The organism is Brachybacterium sp. NBEC-018 (assembly GCF_024860185.1).
Classification (GTDB): Bacteria; Actinomycetota; Actinomycetes; order Actinomycetales; family Dermabacteraceae; genus Brachybacterium; species Brachybacterium rhamnosum.
Genome location: NZ_CP100650.1, coordinates 2759791 through 2777606 on the forward strand (window position 1 = coordinate 2759791; position 17816 = coordinate 2777606).

A 17816-nucleotide genomic window follows, 5' to 3' on the forward strand; every position below is an offset into this window, starting at 1 on the left:
CGGGCCAAGGCGGAGTGGGGACGCTCCGCCTCGGGGGACGCAGCATCGCGTGATCAGAGCCTAGTCTTTCACACCGTGAGCGCGGTCTCCCCGGCGTGGACAGGCGCCGGGAGGGAGCTCGCGCCCATGAGGTGGCGGTCCACCGCGGCGGCCGCGCTGCGACCCTCCGCGATGGCCCAGACGATGAGGCTCTGACCGCGCGCGCAGTCGCCCGCGGTGAAGACGCCGGGGACGCTCGTCTCCCAGCTGTCGTCGTGCTCGATGTTGCCGCGGGAGGTGGTCGCGAGACCGAGCTGCTCGACCAGCCCCTCCTGCTGCGGACCGGTGAAGCCCATGGCCACGAGGACGAGCGTCGCCGGGAGCACCTGGTCGGTGCCCGGGGTCGGGAGCCGCTTGCCGTCGCGGTACTGGGTCCGCGCCACGCGCAGGCCCGTGACGGCGCCGTCCTCGCCGACCTCGAAGCCGGTCGTGGAGGCGAGGAAGGAGCGGTCGCCGCCCTCCTCGTGCGCGGTCGTCACCTCGAAGAGCACGGGGTGCGTGGGCCACGGATGGCTCTCGTCGCGCTCGACCGGCGGCTGCGTGCCGATCGCCAGCGTGGTGACCGAGCGCGCGCCCTGGCGCAGCGCGGTGCCCAGGCAGTCGGCGCCGGTGTCGCCGCCGCCGATGATGACGACGTCCTTGCCCTCCGCGGAGATCGGCGCGTCGAGCGTGTCCCCCTCCACGAGCCGGTTGGCCTGGGTGAGGTACTCCATCGCCGGGAAGATGCCCGCGGCCTCGCGGCCGGGGACGGGCAGGTCGCGCGGCGCGGAGGAGCCCGTCGCCACGAGCACCGCGTCGAAGCGGCTGCGCAGGTCCTCGACGCTCATCGCGCCCTCGCCCTCGCCGCCCACGTCCACTCCCGTGCGGAAGCGCGTGCCCTCGGCCCGCATCTGCTTCAGCCGGCGGTCCACGTGGCGCTTCTCGAGCTTGAACTCCGGGATGCCGTAGCGCAGGAGGCCGCCGATGCGGTCGTCGCGCTCGAGCACCACGACCGAGTGGCCCGCCCGGGTCAGCTGCTGCGCGGCCGCGAGCCCCGCGGGGCCGGAGCCGATCACGGCGACCGAGCGACCCGTCTGGCGGCTCGCCTCGACGGGCTGGACCCAGCCCTCGTCGAAGGCGCGGTCGATGATCGACACCTCGACGTTCTTGATCGTCACCGCGGGCTGGTTGATGCCGAGCACGCAGCTTGACTCGCAGGGCGCGGGGCAGGCGCGACCGGTGAACTCCGGGAAGTTGTTCGTCGCGTGGAGCCGCTCGGCGGCCTCCTGCCAGTCGCCCCGGTACACGAGGTCGTTCCACTCGGGGATGAGGTTGCCCAGCGGGCAGCCCTGGTGGCAGAAGGGGATGCCGCAGTTCATGCAGCGTCCGGCCTGCCGGGACACGACGTCGAGGGTGCCCTTCTCGCGGGCCTCGTAGACCTCGCGCCAGTCCATGAGGCGCACGGGGACCGGGCGACGCTCGGGGAGCTCACGCTCGCGGTACCGCAGGAATCCGCGGGGATCAGCCATGGGTGGCCTCCATGATGGTGTTCCAGACTTCGTTCGAATCGGGGTCGATCCCGGCGGCGAGGGCGTCCTCGCGGATGCCGGTGATCTCGAGGAACGCGCGCGGCGCGATCTCGGTGAGGCGCGAGAACAGCTCGTCCTCGTCCGCGAGCAGCGAGGCCGCGCGGTCGGAGCCCGTGCGCTGGGCGTGCTCACGGATCGCGGAGACCACGAACTCCCGGTGGTCCTCGCGGACCGGGGAGATCTCGAAGGTCGCGGCGTCCGCGGGGTTCAGGTCGTTCTCGTCGAGGTCGAGCACGAAGAGCGTCCCGCCGCTCATGCCCGCGCCGAGGTTGCGGCCCGTGGGGCCGAGCACGAGCACGACGCCGCCGGTCATGTACTCGGCGCCGTGGTCGCCGATGCCCTCGACCACGAGCGTCGCGCCGGAGTTGCGCACGCCGAAGCGCTCGCCCGCGGCGCCCGCGAGGAACAGCTTCCCGCTCGTGGCGCCGTAGGCGCAGGTGTTGCCCGCGATCGCGGCGGAGGTCAGCGAGCCGGTCGTCCCGCGGCCGTGGCCCACGGCGACGATGCCGCCCGAGAGCCCCTTGCCCACGTAGTCGTTCGTGTCGCCCGTGAGCTCGAGGGTCACGCCCGCCGGGAGGAAGGCGCCGAGGCTCTGGCCGCCGGTGCCGTCGAGGTCGAGCACGATCGCGTCCTCCGCAAGGCCCGTGCCGCCCGTGCGGCGGGTGACCTCGTGGCCCAGCAGGGTGCCCGTCGTGCGCTGCACGTTGCGGATGGAGTCGGTGATGCGCACGGACTCCTGCTCCCCCTCGATGACGGGGAGCGCCTGCTCGATCCACGGGTGGTCCGCGGCGAGGTCGAGGTGGTGGTCCTGCCCGCGACGGCGGCGCGGGAAGTCGCCCTCCATGATCGTGGGGGCCGCGAGGATCGCCTCGAGGTCGAGCCCGCGGTGCTTGGCGCGGGCGAGCTCGCTGCGGGAGCGGTCGTCCTCGGCGAGGCCCAGCAGGTCGGTGCGGCCCACCGCCTCGTCGAGGGAGCGCAGGCCCAGCGCCGCGAGATGCTCGCGCACCTGCTCGGCGATGAACTGGAAGAAGGTCACGACGTGATCGGCGTGGCCGGTGAACCGGGCGCGCAGCTCGGGGTTCTGGGTCGCGACACCCACGGGGCACGTGTCGAGGTGGCACACCCGCATCATGACGCAGCCGGAGACGACGAGCGGGGCGGTCGCGAAGCCGTACTCCTCGGCGCCCAGCAGGGCGGCGATGACGACATCGCGCCCGGTCTTCATCTGACCGTCGACCTGGACGGTGATGCGGTCCCGCAGACCGTTCAGGAGCAGGGTCTGCTGGGTCTCGGCGAGGCCCAGCTCCCAGGGCGTGCCCGCGTGCTTGAGCGAGTTCATCGGGCTCGCGCCGGTGCCGCCGTCGTGCCCCGAGATGAGGACGACGTCCGCATGCGCCTTCGAGACGCCCGTCGCGACCGTGCCCACCCCGAAGCGGGAGACGAGCTTGACGTGGACGCGGGCCGCGGGGTTCGCGGACTTCGCGTCGTGGATCAGCTGGGCGAGGTCCTCGATCGAGTAGATGTCGTGGTGCGGGGGCGGGGAGATGAGCCCGATCCCGGGGGTCGAGTGACGGGTACGCGCGATCCACGGGTAGACCTTCTCCGGCGGGAGCTGGCCACCCTCGCCGGGCTTCGCGCCCTGCGCGATCTTGATCTGGATGTCCTTCGCGAAGCTCAGGTACTCGCTCGTCACGCCGAAGCGGCCGGAGGCGATCTGCTTGATCGCGCTGCTGCGCTCGGGATCGTGCAGGCGCTCCTGGTCCTCGCCGCCCTCACCGCTGTTGGACATGCCGCCGAGGCGGTTCATCGCGATCGCGAGGGTCTCGTGCGCCTCCTGCGAGATCGAGCCGTAGCTCATCGCGCCGGTCATGAAGCGCTTGGTGATCGACTCGACCGGCTCGACCTCCTCGATCGGCACGGGGTTCAGCTGGCCGGTGCGCAGGCGCAGCAGGCCGCGGATCGTCATGAGCCGCTCGTGCTGGTCGTCCACGGCGTCCGTGTACTTCCGGAACTCGTCGTAGCGGCGGCTGCGGGTCGAGTGCTGGAGGCGGAAGACGGTCTCCGGGGTGAACAGGTGCGGCTCGCCCTCGCGGCGCCACTGGTACTCGCCGCCCACGGGGAGGCGGCGGTGCGCGAGCTGGTCGCCCTCGACGGGGTACGCGAGCGCGTGGCGCGCCGCGTTCTCCTTCGCGACGACCTCGAGGTCGATGCCGCCGATCCGGGTCGTGGTGCCGGGGAACCAGGTCTCCGCGAAGTCCTCGGCGAGGCCCACGGCCTCGAAGATCTGCGCGCCGCGGTAGGAGGCGACGGTCGCGATGCCCATCTTGGACATGATCTTCAGGACGCCCTTGCCGAGCGCGTAGTTGAGGTTCGCGACCGCCTTCTCCGGGGTCACGTCGCCGAGCACCCCGCGGCGCACGAGGTCCTCGACGCTCTCCATCGCGAGGTACGGGTTCACGGCGCTCGCGCCGTAGCCGATGAGCAGGGCCGCGTGGTGCACCTCGCGCACGTCGCCCGCCTCGACCACGAGCGCGGCTCGGGTGCGCCGGCCTGTGCGCACGAGGTGGTGCTGCACGGCGGAGGTCATGAGCAGCGAGGGGATCGGGGCGAGCAGCGCGTTGGCGTCACGGTCGGTGAGCACGAGGAAGGTCGCGCCCGCGTCGATCGCGGCGACGGCCTCCTCGCAGATCTCGTGGAGCCGCTCCTCGAGCGCCCGCGCTCCCCCGGCCACGTGGTACAGCCCCTTGAGGCGCGCCGCGCGGAAGTCCGCGGTGCCCTCGAGCGTGTGGACGCCGTAGATCGTGGCGAGCTCGTCGTTGTCGATGATCGGGAAGTCGAGCGAGAGCTGGCGCGCATGCTCCGGCGTCTCGTCCAGCAGGTTGCCGGAGGCGCCGATGGTGACGCCGAGGCTCGTGACGATCTCCTCGCGCAGCGAGTCGAGCGGCGGGTTCGTCACCTGCGCGAACATCTGCGTGAAGTAGTCGAACAGGAGCCGCGGGCGGTCCGAGAGCACCGCGATCGGGGTGTCGGTGCCCATCGCGCCGAGCGGCTCGGCGCCCTTGGCGGCCATGGGGGCGAGCAGCACCCGCAGCTCCTCCTCCGTGTAGCCGAAGGTCTGCTGGCGGCGCACGACCGAGGAGCGGGAGTGGACGATGTGCTCGCGGCGCGGGAGGTCCGCGAGGCGCACCTTCTGCTCGGCGACCCACTGCCCGTAGGGCTGCGCGGTCGCGATCTCGTGCTTGACCTCGTCGCTCGGGACGACCTCGCCGCGCTCGAGGTCCACGAGGAAGATCTCGCCCGGGGCGACGCGGCCGGTGCGGGCGATCCGCTCGCGGGGCACGTCGAGCAGGCCGGTCTCGGAGCCGAGCACGACGAGGTCGTCCTCGGTGATCCAGTAGCGCAGGGGGCGCAGTCCGTTGCGGTCCAGGCGGGCGCCCACCTGGGTGCCGTCGGTGAAGACGAGCGAGGCGGGGCCGTCCCACGGCTCCTGGAGCGCCGCGTGGTACTCGTAGAAGGCGCGCAGCTCGGGGTCCATGTGGGGGTCGTTCTCCCACGGCTCCGGCACGAGCATCATGAGCGCGTGCGGGAGGGAGCGGCCCGAGAGGTGCAGCAGCTCGAGGACCTCGTCGAGGCTCGCGGAGTCGGAGGCGCCCTCGCTGTTCACGGGCAGCAGCCGCGAGAAGTCCTCCCCGAACACGTCGGTGGACATGACGCCCTCGGCCGCGCGCACGCGGTTGCGGTTGCCGATGACCGTGTTGATCTCGCCGTTGTGGGCGAGCACGCGGAAGGGGTGCGCGAGCGGCCAGGCGGGGAAGGTGTTCGTCGAGAAGCGCGAGTGGACGACCGCGAGCTCGGTGGTCATCCGCGGGTCGGCGAGGTCGGGGTAGAAGTCCGCGAGCTGCTGCGGGGTGAGCATGCCCTTGTAGACCATCACCCGGGTGGAGAGCGAGGGGAAGTACGCGCCGGTCGTGTGCTCGAACCGGCGGCGCACCGCGAAGGCGGCGCGCTCGAGGGCGAGGCCGGTGCGCTCCCCCGCCGTGTCGACGAGGAAGACCTGCTCGAAGCGGGGCTGGACGGCGGCCGCCGAGGGGCCCACGAGGCACTCGACGATCGGGACCTCGCGCCGGCCGAGGACGCTCAGGCCCTCCTCCCGGGCGATCGTGTCGAGGGCCGCGAGGGCCTCGCCGCGGGCGGCGTCCTCGCGGGGCAGGAAGCCGATGCCGGCCGCGTAGGCGCCGCGCTCGGGGAGCTCGAGGCCGGAGACCTCGCGGAGGAAGGCGTCGGGCATCTGCAGCAGGATGCCCGCGCCGTCGCCCGTGTTCTCCTCGGCGCCCACGGCGCCGCGGTGGTCGAGGTTGAGCAGGGCGGTGAGCCCGGCCTCGACGATGTCGTGCCCGGGGGTGCCGCGGAGGGTGGCGACCATGGCCACACCGCAGGAGTCGACCTCGCTCTCGGGCCGGTAGAGGCCCTGCGCGGGAGGGAGGCTGGAGAAGCGGGAGTCGAGGGGAATCATGCGGGACCCTTCAGGGTTCGGCCGACGGCCAGGGCGCGTCGGGAGGGACGGGTTCCGGACGTGGCCTGGCGCCTGCCGCGCGGTCGCGCGGGGGCCCGGTCCTACGATCCGGTGCGGGGCTCGTCCTGGTCGGAGGGCGGGGTGCCGGAGGTAGCGACAGCGGTCTCGTCGGGCCCGTTCCCCGGGTTCTGGGGGGAGAGCTCGAAGGCGCCGTCGGCGGCGACGGTCTCGCCGCCGCGGCGACGCCGGCGGACCGTCAGGACGCAGAACATACCCACTGCGACCACGACCATGACGAGGGCGACCACGGTGTGGATGCGCAGCGGTCCCACCATGAGCACGGGCTCGGTGCGGATCGCGTCGATCCAGGCGCGCCCGGCGGAGTAGATGCCGACGTAGGCCCAGAACACGCGGCCGCCGGCGAGCTGGAAGCGGCGGGAGATCGCGAGCAGGACGATCACGCCGAGGAGGTTCCAGAGCTGCTCGTAGAGGAACGTCGGGTGGTAGTCGCCCGGGGTGCAGCCGGCGATGGTCTCGCCGTTGGTGACGCAGGTGACCTGCCAGGCCCAGGGGAGGTCCGTCGCCGGGCCGTACAGCTCCTGGTTGAACCAGTTGCCGAAGCGGCCGATCGCCTGGGCGACCATGAGCGTGGGGGCGATCGTGTCCGCGAGCGCGGCGAAGGAGACCCTCTTGATCCGCGACATGACGTACACGGCGATCGCGCCGCCGGCCACGCCGCCGTAGATCGCGAGGCCGCCCTGCCAGATGTAGAGCACCGCGACGGGGTTCCCGCCGGGCCCGAAGAACGGCTCCGGGGACGTGAGGACGTGCCAGACCCGGGCGCCGACGATGCCGGCGATGATCCCCGCGAAGGCGATGTCGAAGAGGTCGTCGCCGTCCCCGCCGCGGGCCACCCAGCGCTTCGTGGCCCACCACAGCGCGACGCCCATCCCCAGCAGGATGCAGATCGCGTAGAAGTGGATCGTCAGCGGTCCGAGGTGGATCGCGGAGATCGGGGAGCTGGGGATCATGGCCGTGCCCCGGTGGCGCGCGCCCGGTCCACGCCGGCGCGGAGGTCGTCCGCGACCGCGGCGAGCGGCGCGAGGTCGCCCTCGGGGCTCTCGATCAGCGCGCGCACGAAGGCGGAGCCGACGATCACGCCGTCGGCGTAGGACCCCACCTGCGCGGCCTGGTCGCCGTCGGAGACGCCGAGGCCCACGCACACGTTGCGGGCGCCCGCGGCGCGGGTGCGCTCGACGAGGCCCTCGGTCGCGGCGGAGACGCTCGCACGGGTGCCGGTGACGCCCATCGTGGAGGCGGCGTAGACGAAGCCGCGGCTGTGCCCGGCGACGTACGCGAGGCGGTCGGCCGGGGAGCTCGGGGCGACGAGGAAGACGCGGTCCACCCCGTGCTCCTCGCTCGCGGCGATCCAGTCGGCGCCCTCGTCGGGGATGAGGTCCGGGGTGATGACCCCCGCGCCGCCGGCGCCGGCGAGGTCGCGGGCGAAGGCGTCCGGGCCGTAGGCCAGGATCGGGTTCCAGTAGGACATGACGAGGATCGCGGCGCCGCGGCCGGAGAGCGCCTCGACGGCCTCGAGCACGTGGCGGGTGCGGGTCCCGGCGGCGAGGGCCGCGCTCGCGGCCTGCTGGATGACGGCGCCGTCCATGACGGGGTCGGAGTAGGGCAGGCCCAGCTCGATCATGTCCGCGCCGTGGTCGATGAGCGTGCGGGCGGCGTCGATCGAGCCCTGCACGGACGGGAAGCCGACGGGCAGGTAGCCGATCAGGGCGGGGCGGCCCTCGGCGCGGGCGGCGTCGATCGCATGGCCGGCGCGCAGCCGGTCGGTGCCGCTCGCGGCGACGGAGCGGGGCGCGGTCATCGCGTGGCCTCCTGGGCAGGGGTGTCGAGGGTGCCGCGGGCGAGCTCGCGCAGGTGCTCGAGGTCGCCGGGGACGCCCGGGAAGGTGCCCTGCTCGGCGGGGCGGTCCTGGTCGTCGACGAGGCCGAACCAGCGCGAGGCCGTGTCGACGTCCTTGTCGCCGCGGCCGGAGAGGCTCACGAGGATCGTGGACCCCTCCCCCAGCTCGCGGCCCAGCTCGAGCGCGCCCGCGAGGGCGTGGGCGGACTCGACGGCCGGCATGATGCCCTCGGTCATGGACAGCAGGGCGAAGGCGTCCATCGCGGGGCCGTCGTCGATCGCGCGGTACTCGGCGCGGCCGGTCGCCGCGAGCCAGGCGTGCTCGGGGCCGACGCTCGGGTAGTCGAGACCCGCGGAGACCGAGTGCGAGGGGATGGTCTGGCCGTCCTCGTCCTGCATGACGAAGCTGCGCGCCCCGTGCAGCACGCCGGGCGTCCCGCCCGTGAGGGTCGCGCTGTGGCGTCCGGTCGCGATCCCGTCGCCGCCGGCCTCGCAGCCGACGAGCCGCACGAGCGGGTCGGTGTCGTCGAGGAAGGCGTGGAAGATGCCCATGGCGTTGGAGCCGCCGCCCACGCACGCGACGACCGCGTCGGGCAGGGCGCCGGTGCGCTCGAGGACCTGGGAGCGGGCCTCCTCGCCGATGATCCGGTGGAAGTCGCGGACCATCGTCGGGAAGGGGTGGGGGCCGGCGACGGTGCCCAGCAGGTAGTGGGTGGTCTCCACGTTCGCGACCCAGTCGCGGAAGGCCTCGTTGATGGCGTCCTTGAGCGTGCGGGACCCCTGGGACACGGCGACGACGTCCGCCCCGAGCAGGCGCATCCGGGCGACGTTCAGCGCCTGCCGCTCGGTGTCCTCCTCGCCCATGTAGATCGTGCACTCGAGGCCGAACAGGGCCGCGGCGGTCGCGGTCGCGACGCCGTGCTGGCCGGCACCGGTCTCCGCGATGACGCGGGTCTTGCCCATGCGCCGCGTGAGCAGCGCCTGGCCCAGCACGTTGTTGATCTTGTGGCTGCCGGTGTGGTTGAGGTCCTCGCGCTTGAGCAGGATCCGCGCGCCGCCGGCGAGGCTCGAGAACCGCGGCGCCTCGCTGAGCAGGGAGGGGCGGCCGGTGTACTCGGCGCACAGCCGGCGGTACTCGGCGAGGAACTCCGGGTCCACGAGGGCCTTCTCGTAGACCTCGGTGAGCTCGTCGAGGGCGGGCACGAGCGCCTCGGGCAGGAAGCGCCCGCCGAAGTCGCCGAAGTAGGGACCGGTCACGCCGCGCAGCGGGGTCGTGGGGCGGGTGAGCTCGGGCAGCACGGGGCCGCCCTGGGGAGCGGTGTCGGTCATTGGCTCTCTCCGTCCTGCTGGGGCCGGCCGCGGCGGGCGACCGCGCGGAAGGCGGCGGCCTCGCGGGCCGGGTCGTCGGTGGTCACGAGGGCCTCGCCCACGAGCACGGCGTCGGCGCCGGCGGCCGCGTAGGCCTCGACGTCCGTGACGCCCGCGACGGCGGACTCGCCGATCGCCAGCGGCCCGGCGGGGATCCGCCGCAGCAGCGCGGCCGCGCGGTCGAGGTCCACGTCGAGGGTGCGCAGGTTGCGGGCGTTGACGCCGACGATGTCGGCGCCGAGGGCGAGGGCGCGCTCGACCTCCTCCTCGGTGTGGGTCTCCACGAGGGCCTGCATGCCGAGGCCCGTGATCTGGTCGTGCAGGTCCCGCAGGAGCGCGTCGTCGAGCGCGGCCACGATGAGCAGCACGAGATCCGCTCCGTGGGCCCGCGCCTCGGTGACCTGGTAGGGGTCCACGACGAAGTCCTTGCGCAGCACGGGCACGTCGACCCGGGCGCGGACGGCGTCGAGGTCCGCGAGGGTGCCGCCGAAGCGGCGCTCCTCCGTGAGCACGCTGATCGCGCTCGCCCCGGCGCCCGCGTAGGCGGCCGCGAGGACGGCGGGCTCGGGGATCTCGGAGAGCGCGCCCTTGGAGGGGCTGCGGCGCTTGACCTCCGCGATCAGACCCATGGTCGTGCCGTCGCCTTCGAGGGAGGCGCGGGTGTCCCGTGCCGGGGCGGTCGCCGCGGCGCGCTCCTCGACCGCGGCGAGGGGGACCTCGGCGCGGCGGGCGGCGAGGTCCTCGCGGACGCCGACGATGATCTCGTCGAGGACGGTTCCGGTGAGGGTCACGGGTGCACTCCTGCAGGGGTCGGGCCGATCACGGCGGGGCCGGATCAGGCGCCGATCAGGGACGTCGGGGCGATGAACCAGAAGGCCGGGATGTTGCGGAGCACCGCGAACACGAGGGCCAGCACGGCGAGGAGGACGACCACGACCTGCGGCGGCGGGCCGAGGGTGCGTCCCTGCACTCGCCGTGCGGTCCAGAGTACGAGTCCCGCGGCGACGACGGGCAGGGCGACCACGATGAGGACGTTGTTGCGCAGGGCGAGCAGCGGATCGCCGTCGAGCAGCGCGTGCACGGCGCGGGTGGCGCCGCAGCCCGGGCAGTAGAGCCCGGTGAGGTGGTACACCGCGCACAGCGGGACGTCCGTGCGGAAGGGGTCGAACACCTGCTGCACGAGCAAGGCGAGACCGGCGCCGCCGAGGGCGATGCCGAGCGGGAGCAGGGCGCGGTGCGGGCCGCGGGGACGCGGGGCCTCCGGCGCGGGGAGGCCGTCCCCGGCCCGCACCGCGGAGCTCACGAGGTGGCGGCCGAGCGGGCGGGACGCTTCTTCCCGAGGCCGACGACGGACATGACGACGCCGGCGACGACGGAGAGCGCCGCGACGACGATGCCGACGACGAGCAGCGCCGGCATCCCGATGACCATGCCGAGCGCCGCGAGCGTGATGCCGATCACGACACCGAGGCTGAGCGTCCAGGCGGCGGGGGTCTTGCCCTCGTTGTGCGGCGGGGGCGGCGGCACCGTGTAGGTCTTGGTCATCGTCCAGCTCCGATCGAAGGCGTGGGGTACGGGGTCATTGTGCCACGCCAGCGGGCGGATCCTCGCGGTCCGCAGGGCGTGCGGCGGGTCCTGACGCGGCGCTGTGACGCGGGTCATCGGACGCCGCGGGGACCTGCTCGTCCGCTGCGTCGGCGTGCTCCTGGTCCGGCGCGGGCCCCTCGTCGGGATCGGGGTCGGCGTCATCCTCCGTGGGCTCCGTGGGGTCCTCGCCCCGCGTGAGGGCGTCCCAGGCGGCGGCCGGGTCCTGCTCCGGGTCCACGGCGCGGCGCGGGGCGAGCGTCGCCCGCGAGTAGCGGCTGCTCCCGCGGGGCCAGCGGCCGCCCACGACGAGCACGAGGACGCCCAGCAGGGCGAGCAGCGCACCGCCGACGATCGCGGCGACGGGCCAGGCGCTCGCGGTCGCGTGCAGCTCGACGCCGGAGATGCCCGTCGCGTCGGCGACCGCACCGGCGGAGGCCGCCGTGGGGTCGCCGAGCATGCCGGCGGCGGCCACGACGGTGCCGATGCCCGAGAGGGCCAGCACGGGACCGGTCACCCAGCGGACCCAGCGCGAGGAGAGCGAGGTCGCGGCCGCGGCCGCGAGGGCCACGAGCGACAGGGCGAGCACGGCGGGAGCGGCGTCCGCACCGGTCACGGGATAGGTCTGCACGGCTCCGGTGATGTCCGGGGCGGTCGCGGTCGCCCAGCTGGTGCGGGTGCTGCCGGCGACGAGGCCCGCGATCACGAGCCCGCCCAGGACCGCGCCCCGACGGCCCGGGCCACGCCGGCGGCCCGCCGGTCCGTCCGGGGCGCCGGTCGTGCGTGCCCCGACAGCGCTGTCAGCGCTGTCGGTGCGCTCGGACAGCGGCGCCGGGGTGGTGTCGTCGGCGCTCATGCGGGCCGCAGGGTCTCGGCGGAGGCGACGGCGCGCAGGGCGGCGGCCGCCTTGGACTGGGTCTCGCGGTGCTCCATGGTGGGGACCGAGTCCGCCACCACTCCCCCGCCGGCCTGCACGTGGGCGGTGCCGTCCTTGAGCACGGCGGTGCGGATCGCGATCGCCATGTCCATGTCCCCCGCGAAGTCGATGTAGCCGACCGTGCCGCCGTAGACGCCGCGGCGCACCGGCTCGAGCCGGTCGATGATCGCCATCGCGGAGGGCTTCGGGGCGCCGGAGAGCGTCCCCGCGGGGAAGGTCGAGCGCAGCGCGTCGTAGGCGCGGGCGTCCTCGCGGAGGCGACCCGTGACCGTGGAGACGATGTGCTGGATGTGCGAGAACCGCTCGATGTGCATGAAGTCGCGCACCACCACCGTGCCCGGCTCGCAGAAGCGCTGCAGGTCGTTGCGGGAGAGGTCCACGAGCATGAGGTGCTCGGAGCGCTCCTTGGGATCGGCGAGCAGCTCCTCAGCGAGGGCCTGGTCCTCCTCCGGGCTCGCGCCGCGGGGGCGGGAGCCGGCGATCGGGTGGGTGGTCGCGGTGCGGCCGCGCACGGTCACGAGCGACTCGGGGCTCGCGCCGACCACGTCGATCGGGGCGCCGTCGGCGTCGGTCGTGCGCAGCAGGTACATGTAGGGGCTCGGGTTCATGCGCCGCAGCACCCGGTACACGTCCAGCGGGTCCGTCGCCGTGGGCAGCGAGAACCGCTGCGAGGGCACGACCTGGAAGATCTCGCCGTCGACGATGTCGCGCACCGCCGCCTGCACCGCGGCCTCGTACTCGAGCTGGGCGGTGCGGGACTTCGGCTCGACCTCGCGCACGCCCGTGTAGGCGACCGCGCCGTCGCCGCCCGGACCGCGGAGCTTCCCGCGCAGGGCGTCGAGGCGCGCCACGGCGGCGTCGTACGCGGCATCGACGTTGTCCGGGGAGCCGTCGATGTTCAGGGCGTTCGCGACGAGCAGCACGGTCGCGTCGTGGGCGTCGTGGACGAGCACGTCCTCGGCGAGCAGCATCGAGAGGTCGGGCAGGCCGATCTCGTCCGGCGGGGAGTCGGGCAGGCGCTCCCAGTAGCGCACCGCGTCGTAGGCGAGGAAGCCGACCATGCCGCCCGTGAACGGGGGCAGGTGCGGCAGCCGCGCGGCGCGGAAGGCGGAGGTGATCTCCTGCAGCGCCTCGACGGGCGTGCCGCCCTCGGCGAGGCCCGCGGGCACGTCACCGATCCAGCGGGCGCGACCCTCGGACTCCGTGAGCACGGCGCGGGCGCGGGCGCCGATGATCGACCAGCGGGAGTCCCCGCCCTCACCGGCGGACTCCAGCAGGAACGTGCCCCGCGCGTCGGTGCCGCGGGTGATCCGGCGGTAGAGGGAGATCGGGGTGTCCTCGTCGGCGAGCAGCCGCAGGGTCACCGGGACGATCCGCTGGCGGGCGGCGAGGGCGCGGAAGGTCTCGCGGTCGGGCTGGACGACGCCGAGGGCGTCCCCCTCGATCCCGCCCACGAGCTCGGGGTAGGACTCGGTGCTCATGCGGTGCGCTCCTCCGGGGCCAGGACCACGGCCTCCAGCTCCCCGCCGTCGAAGCAGGTGTCGGTGTCGCGGTGGCAGGCCGGGCCGATCTGGTCCACCTCGAGCAGCAGCGTGTCGCCGTCGCAGTCCAGGGACGCCGAGCGCACGTACTGCACGTGCCCGCTGGTCTCCCCCTTGACCCACAGCTCCTGCCGGGAGCGGGACCAGTAGGTCGCGCGGCCCGTGGTGAGCGTGCGGTGCAGGGCCTCGTCGTCCATCCAGCCGACCATGAGCACGCGCTTGCTGCGCGCGTCCTGGACGACGGCGGTCACGAGCCCCTGCGGATCGCGCTTGAGCCGGGCGGCGAGCGCGGGGTCGAGCCCGGCGGCCGCCGGGGAGGAGGCGGTGGAGGACGCGACGTCCGCGGCGCTCACAGCGCGCGCTCCAGCTCGGCGACCCTGTCGGTGCGCTCCCAGGTGAACTCCGGCAGCTCCCGGCCGAAGTGACCGTGCACGGCGGTGCGCGCGTAGATCGGGCGCAGCAGGTCCAGGGCGTCGATGATCGCGGCGGGGCGCAGGTCGAACACCTTCTCGACGGCGCGGGCGATGAGGTGGTCGGCGACCTTGCCGGTCCCGAACGTCTCGACGTACAGGCCGACGGGGGCGGCGACGCCGATCGCGTAGGCGACCTGCACCTCGCAGCGGTCCGCGAGGCCGGCGGCGACGACGTTCTTCGCGACCCAGCGCATCGCGTAGGCGGCGGAGCGGTCGACCTTGCTCGGGTCCTTGCCGGAGAAGGCGCCGCCGCCGTGGCGCGCCATGCCGCCGTAGGTGTCGACGATGATCTTGCGGCCCGTGAGGCCCGCGTCCCCCTTGGGGCCGCCGATGACGAAGCGGCCCGAGGGGTTCACGTGGAAGGTGACGTCCTCGACGTCCAGGCCGATCCCCGAGAGCTCCTCGAGCACGGGGGCGATGACCACGCGGCGCAGACCCGGGTCGAGCTGCTCGCGCACGTCGACGTCGTCGTCGTGCTGGGAGGAGACGACGACGGCCTCGACGCTGCGGGCCACGCCGTCGGCGTCGTAGCCGATCGAGACCTGGGTCTTGCCGTCCGGGCGGAGGAAGGGCAGCACGCCGCTGCGGCGGGCCTCGGAGAGGTTCTCGGAGAGCTTGTGCGCGGCGTGCACGGGCAGCGGCATGAGCTCGGGGGTGTCGTTGCAGGCGTAGCCGAACATGAGGCCCTGGTCCCCGGCGCCGAGGTTCGCGAAGGCCTCCGTGGAGCCGCCGTCGCGGTGCTCCCAGGACTCGTCGACTCCCGCGGCGATGTCGGGGCTCTGCGCGCCGATCGAGACCTCGATGCCGCACGAATCGGCGTCGAAGCCCTTCGCGGAGGAGTCGTAGCCGATCTCCCGGATGACGTCCCGCACGATGCGGGCGACGTCGCTGTAGCCGGTGGTGCGCACCTCGCCCGCGACGTGCACGAGTCCGGTGGTCACCATCGTCTCGACGGCGACGCGGGCGCCGGGGTCCTGCGCGAGCATGTCGTCGAGGATGGCGTCGGAGATCTGGTCGCAGATCTTGTCGGGGTGCCCTTCGGTGACCGATTCGGACGTGAAGGTGCGCAGGTCGCTGGACGTCATGCGTCCCAGGGTAGGTCAGGCAGGCGCGGGACGAGCGCGTCGAGCACGGCGTGGGCGACCGTGACCTTGCTCCCGCACGCCTCGCCGCGGATCTCCCCCTGGGCGTCGAGGATCCGCACCGCGTTGTCCTCGGCCCCGAAGACGCCCGTGGAGACGTCGTTGAGGACGAGCAGGTCCGCGCCCTTGCGCCGAGCCTTCTGCGCCCCGAGCTCGAGAGCGGTGCCGCCCTCTCCCCCGGTCTCCGCGGCGAAGCCGACGATCGCCGGCCGCGCCGGGTGGGAGGCGACGGAGCGCACCTCGACGCTGTGACGCAGGATGTCGCGGGTGCGGGCGAGCGCGAGCACGGGCACGGAGTCCGGCTGCGACTCGTCCTTCTTGATCTTGTCCCCGGATCGCGAGGCCGCGGTGAAGTCCGCGACGGCGGCGGCCATGACGAGGGCGTCCACCCCGTCGAGACGGCTCTCGACCGCCTCGGCGAGCTCGGCGGCGCTGCCCACGTCCACGCGCTCGGCGCCGGGAGGGGTCTGAAGGTCGACGTTGGCCGCGAGCAGCTGCACGCGCGCGCCGCGGGCGAGGGCGGCATGGGCGAGCGCCCAGCCCTGCTTGCCCGAGGAGTGGTTGCCGAGATAGCGCACGGGGTCGAGCTCCTCGCGCGTGCCGCCGGCGGTGACGAGCACGGTGCGCCCGGCGAGGTCGCGGCGCACGGCGCCGTCGTCGGTGCGCGGTGCGGCGAGCACGGCGCGGGCGGCGGCGAGGATCGCCTCGGGCTCGGGCAGGCGTCCCGCGCCGGAGTCCGGGCCCGTCAGGCGGCCCACGGCGGGCTCGAGCACGAGCGTCCCGCGCTCGCGCAGCACGGCGACGTTCTCGCGGGTGGCGGGGTGCTCCCACATCTCGGTGTGCATCGCCGGGGCGACGACGACCGGTCCGCGGGTCACGAGCAGCGAGGCGGTGAGCATGTCGTCCGCCCGGCCGGCCCTCATCCGCGCGAGCAGATCGGCGGTGGCAGGGGCGACGATCGTCAGATCGGCCTCCTGGCCGTGACGCACGTGCGCGACCTCGTCGACCTGCTCGAAGACGCTCGTGAGCACCGGATGGTGGCTCAGCGCCTCCCAGGTGGCACGGCCCACGAACTCGAGGGACGCGGCGGTCGGGACCACCCGCACCTCGGCCCCGGCGCCGACAAGGCCGCGCACCAGGTGCGCGGCCTTGTACGCGGCGATGCCGCCGCCGATGCCGACCAGGACCCGTGCGCCGCTCAGATCGGCGGCGCGTCCCGGAGGAGTCATCTCAGAGCGTGAAGTCCGTGGACGGCGCCTCGGGGGCGTCGTCGCCGAGGACGAGCGGGGCGGGGGCGTCGGGATCCGGGGCGGCGGCCGCGGCGAGCTCCTCCTCGTCCACCTCGCGGACGGTCAGCAGGCCCTCGTCGATCTCGCGCAGCGCGATCGAGAGGGGCTTCTCCTGGTTCTCGACGTCCACCAGCGGGCCGACGAACTCGAGCAGGCCCTCGGAGAGCTGCGAGTAGTAGGCGTTGATCTGGCGGGCGCGCTGGGACGCGTAGAGCACCAGGGCGTACTTCGAGTCGACGGTCTCCAGGAGACGGTCGATCGGCGGGTTCGTGATGCCCTCGGGCTGGGCGACGGTTCCGGCCACGGAAGTCCCTTCATCGAAAGTGTGCGTGCGACGGTCCAGGATACGCCCTGGAGCAGTCCGAGCGCGAGGCGGTCTGGGACGGGGGCGGGTGAGACTGCGCACTCCCCCGCCCCGGGCCCGGCCCGGCGCTCCGTGCGGGTGGTCAGCGGCGGACGCCGAGGAGCGCGGCGAGCTCGTCCGCCGCGCGGTCCACCTCGTCGTTGACGATCGTGACGTCGAACTCGCTCTCGGCGGCGAGCTCGACCTTCGCGGTCTCGAGCCGGCGGGCCCGCTCCTCCGCGTCCTCCGTGCCGCGTCCCACGAGCCGCTCCACGAGCGTGTCCCAGTCCGGCGGGGCGAGGAAGACGAAGTGCGCCTCGGGCAGGGACTCCCGCACCTGACGCGCCCCGGCGAGGTCGATCTCGAGGAGCACGGGCCGGCCGGCCGCATGCATCTCCTCGACGGGACCGCGCGGGGTCCCGTACTTGTTGCGGCCGTGGACCACGGCCCACTCGAGCATCTGGCCCTCGTCGACGAGGCGGGAGAACTCCTCCTCGCTCACGAAGCGGTAGTGCACGCCGTCGACCTCACCGGGCCGCGGGGCCCGCGTGGTCGCGGAGACGGACAGCCAGATCTCGGGATAGCGCGCGCGGATCGCGGCGGAGACCGTGCCCTTGCCGACCGCGGTGGGGCCGGCGAGGACCGTCACGGGGGCCGGTGCCGTGGCGGCACCGGCCCCGTCGAGCGGCGTCACTCGGAGAAGTGCGAGACGAGCTTCTCCGCCTGATGGGAGCCGAGGCCCCGGATCTTGCGGGACGGGGAGATGCCGATCTCCTCCATGATCTGCTGCGCCTTGACCTTGCCGACGCCCGGGAGGGCCTCGAGCAGCGCCGCGACGCGGAGGCGACCGATCACCTCGTTGGTCTCGGCCTCCTCGAGGACCTTCTGGATCTCCTCGCTGCGACGACCGGCGCTGTCCTTGAGGCGGGCCTTGATGGCGGCGCGCTCGCGGCGGGCCTCAGCGGCCTTCTTGAGGGCCTCGGCCCGCTGCTCGGGGGTGAGGGGAGGGAGAGCCACGGTTCTTACCTCTTCTGTCGCTGGTGGTACGCAGGAACCGGAAGGCCCCCGCACGTGGGAAGAGCGTAACCCCATCGACGTGTCG

Annotated in this window: 16 protein-coding genes; all 16 read right to left on the reverse strand. The window is 73.8% G+C overall.

Going from position 1 to position 17816, the window contains the following annotated elements; translation table 11 throughout:
• Positions 1-68: 68 nt before the first annotated feature.
• Positions 69-1547 (reverse strand): glutamate synthase subunit beta, encoded by a 1479-nt coding sequence (locus NLU66_RS12520; protein WP_259359997.1) that lies wholly within the window; start codon positions 1545-1547, stop codon positions 69-71.
• Positions 1540-6120 carry a glutamate synthase large subunit gene (gene gltB / locus NLU66_RS12525; RefSeq protein ID WP_259359998.1) on the reverse strand — a complete coding sequence of 1527 codons (4581 nt, stop codon included), beginning with the start codon at positions 6118-6120 and terminating at the stop codon, positions 1540-1542. The genes NLU66_RS12520 and gltB overlap by 8 nt, the downstream gene beginning before the upstream one ends.
• 101 nt (positions 6121-6221) lie before the next feature.
• Positions 6222-7151 (reverse strand): prolipoprotein diacylglyceryl transferase, encoded by a 930-nt coding sequence (lgt, locus tag NLU66_RS12530; protein WP_259359999.1) that lies wholly within the window; start codon positions 7149-7151, stop codon positions 6222-6224.
• Complete coding sequence (gene trpA, locus NLU66_RS12535) at positions 7148-7999, reverse strand: tryptophan synthase subunit alpha (protein WP_259360000.1); 852 nt, start codon at positions 7997-7999, stop codon at positions 7148-7150. Before trpA ends, lgt begins: the two co-directional genes overlap by 4 nt.
• Positions 7996-9366 carry a tryptophan synthase subunit beta gene (gene trpB, locus NLU66_RS12540; protein WP_259360001.1) on the reverse strand — a complete coding sequence of 457 codons (1371 nt, stop codon included), beginning with the start codon at positions 9364-9366 and terminating at the stop codon, positions 7996-7998. Before trpB ends, trpA begins: the two co-directional genes overlap by 4 nt.
• Entirely contained in the window at positions 9363-10196 is an 834-nt protein-coding gene (gene trpC / locus NLU66_RS12545; protein ID WP_259360002.1) for an indole-3-glycerol phosphate synthase TrpC, read from the reverse strand. The genes trpB and trpC overlap by 4 nt, the downstream gene beginning before the upstream one ends.
• Before the next feature lie 44 nt (positions 10197-10240).
• Entirely contained in the window at positions 10241-10708 is a 468-nt protein-coding gene (locus NLU66_RS12550) for a DUF2752 domain-containing protein (protein WP_259360003.1), read from the reverse strand.
• The gene (locus NLU66_RS12555) at positions 10705-10950 is read right to left on the reverse strand and encodes an HGxxPAAW family protein (protein ID WP_259360004.1); all 246 of its coding nucleotides are present in this window, start codon (positions 10948-10950) and stop codon (positions 10705-10707) included. Before NLU66_RS12555 ends, NLU66_RS12550 begins: the two co-directional genes overlap by 4 nt.
• Positions 10951-10984: 34 nt before the next feature.
• Positions 10985-11845, reverse strand: a complete 861-nt coding sequence (locus NLU66_RS12560) for a Trp biosynthesis-associated membrane protein (RefSeq protein ID WP_259360005.1) — start codon at positions 11843-11845, stop codon at positions 10985-10987.
• Positions 11842-13407, reverse strand: a complete 1566-nt coding sequence (locus tag NLU66_RS12565; RefSeq protein ID WP_259360006.1) for an anthranilate synthase component I — start codon at positions 13405-13407, stop codon at positions 11842-11844. The genes NLU66_RS12560 and NLU66_RS12565 overlap by 4 nt, the downstream gene beginning before the upstream one ends.
• A complete protein-coding gene (hisI, locus tag NLU66_RS12570; RefSeq protein WP_259360007.1) occupies positions 13404-13820 on the reverse strand; it encodes a phosphoribosyl-AMP cyclohydrolase in 417 nt (138 codons plus the stop codon). Before hisI ends, NLU66_RS12565 begins: the two co-directional genes overlap by 4 nt.
• The gene (gene metK, locus NLU66_RS12575; protein WP_259360008.1) at positions 13817-15025 is read right to left on the reverse strand and encodes a methionine adenosyltransferase; all 1209 of its coding nucleotides are present in this window, start codon (positions 15023-15025) and stop codon (positions 13817-13819) included. The genes hisI and metK overlap by 4 nt, the downstream gene beginning before the upstream one ends.
• Positions 15022-16311: a bifunctional phosphopantothenoylcysteine decarboxylase/phosphopantothenate--cysteine ligase CoaBC gene (gene coaBC / locus NLU66_RS12580; protein WP_259360009.1), complete on the reverse strand. Its 1290-nt coding sequence runs from the start codon at positions 16309-16311 to the stop codon at positions 15022-15024. The genes metK and coaBC overlap by 4 nt, the downstream gene beginning before the upstream one ends.
• Before the next feature lies 1 nt (position 16312).
• Positions 16313-16675, reverse strand: coding sequence for a DNA-directed RNA polymerase subunit omega (rpoZ, locus tag NLU66_RS12585; RefSeq protein ID WP_137770885.1), 363 nt, complete (start codon positions 16673-16675; stop codon positions 16313-16315).
• Between the two features lie 142 nt (positions 16676-16817).
• Positions 16818-17408, reverse strand: a complete 591-nt coding sequence (gene gmk / locus NLU66_RS12590) for a guanylate kinase (protein ID WP_259360010.1) — start codon at positions 17406-17408, stop codon at positions 16818-16820.
• Positions 17405-17731 (reverse strand): integration host factor, actinobacterial type, encoded by a 327-nt coding sequence (gene mihF, locus NLU66_RS12595; protein WP_137770887.1) that lies wholly within the window; start codon positions 17729-17731, stop codon positions 17405-17407. The genes gmk and mihF overlap by 4 nt, the downstream gene beginning before the upstream one ends.
• Between the last annotated feature and the right edge of the window lie 85 nt (positions 17732-17816).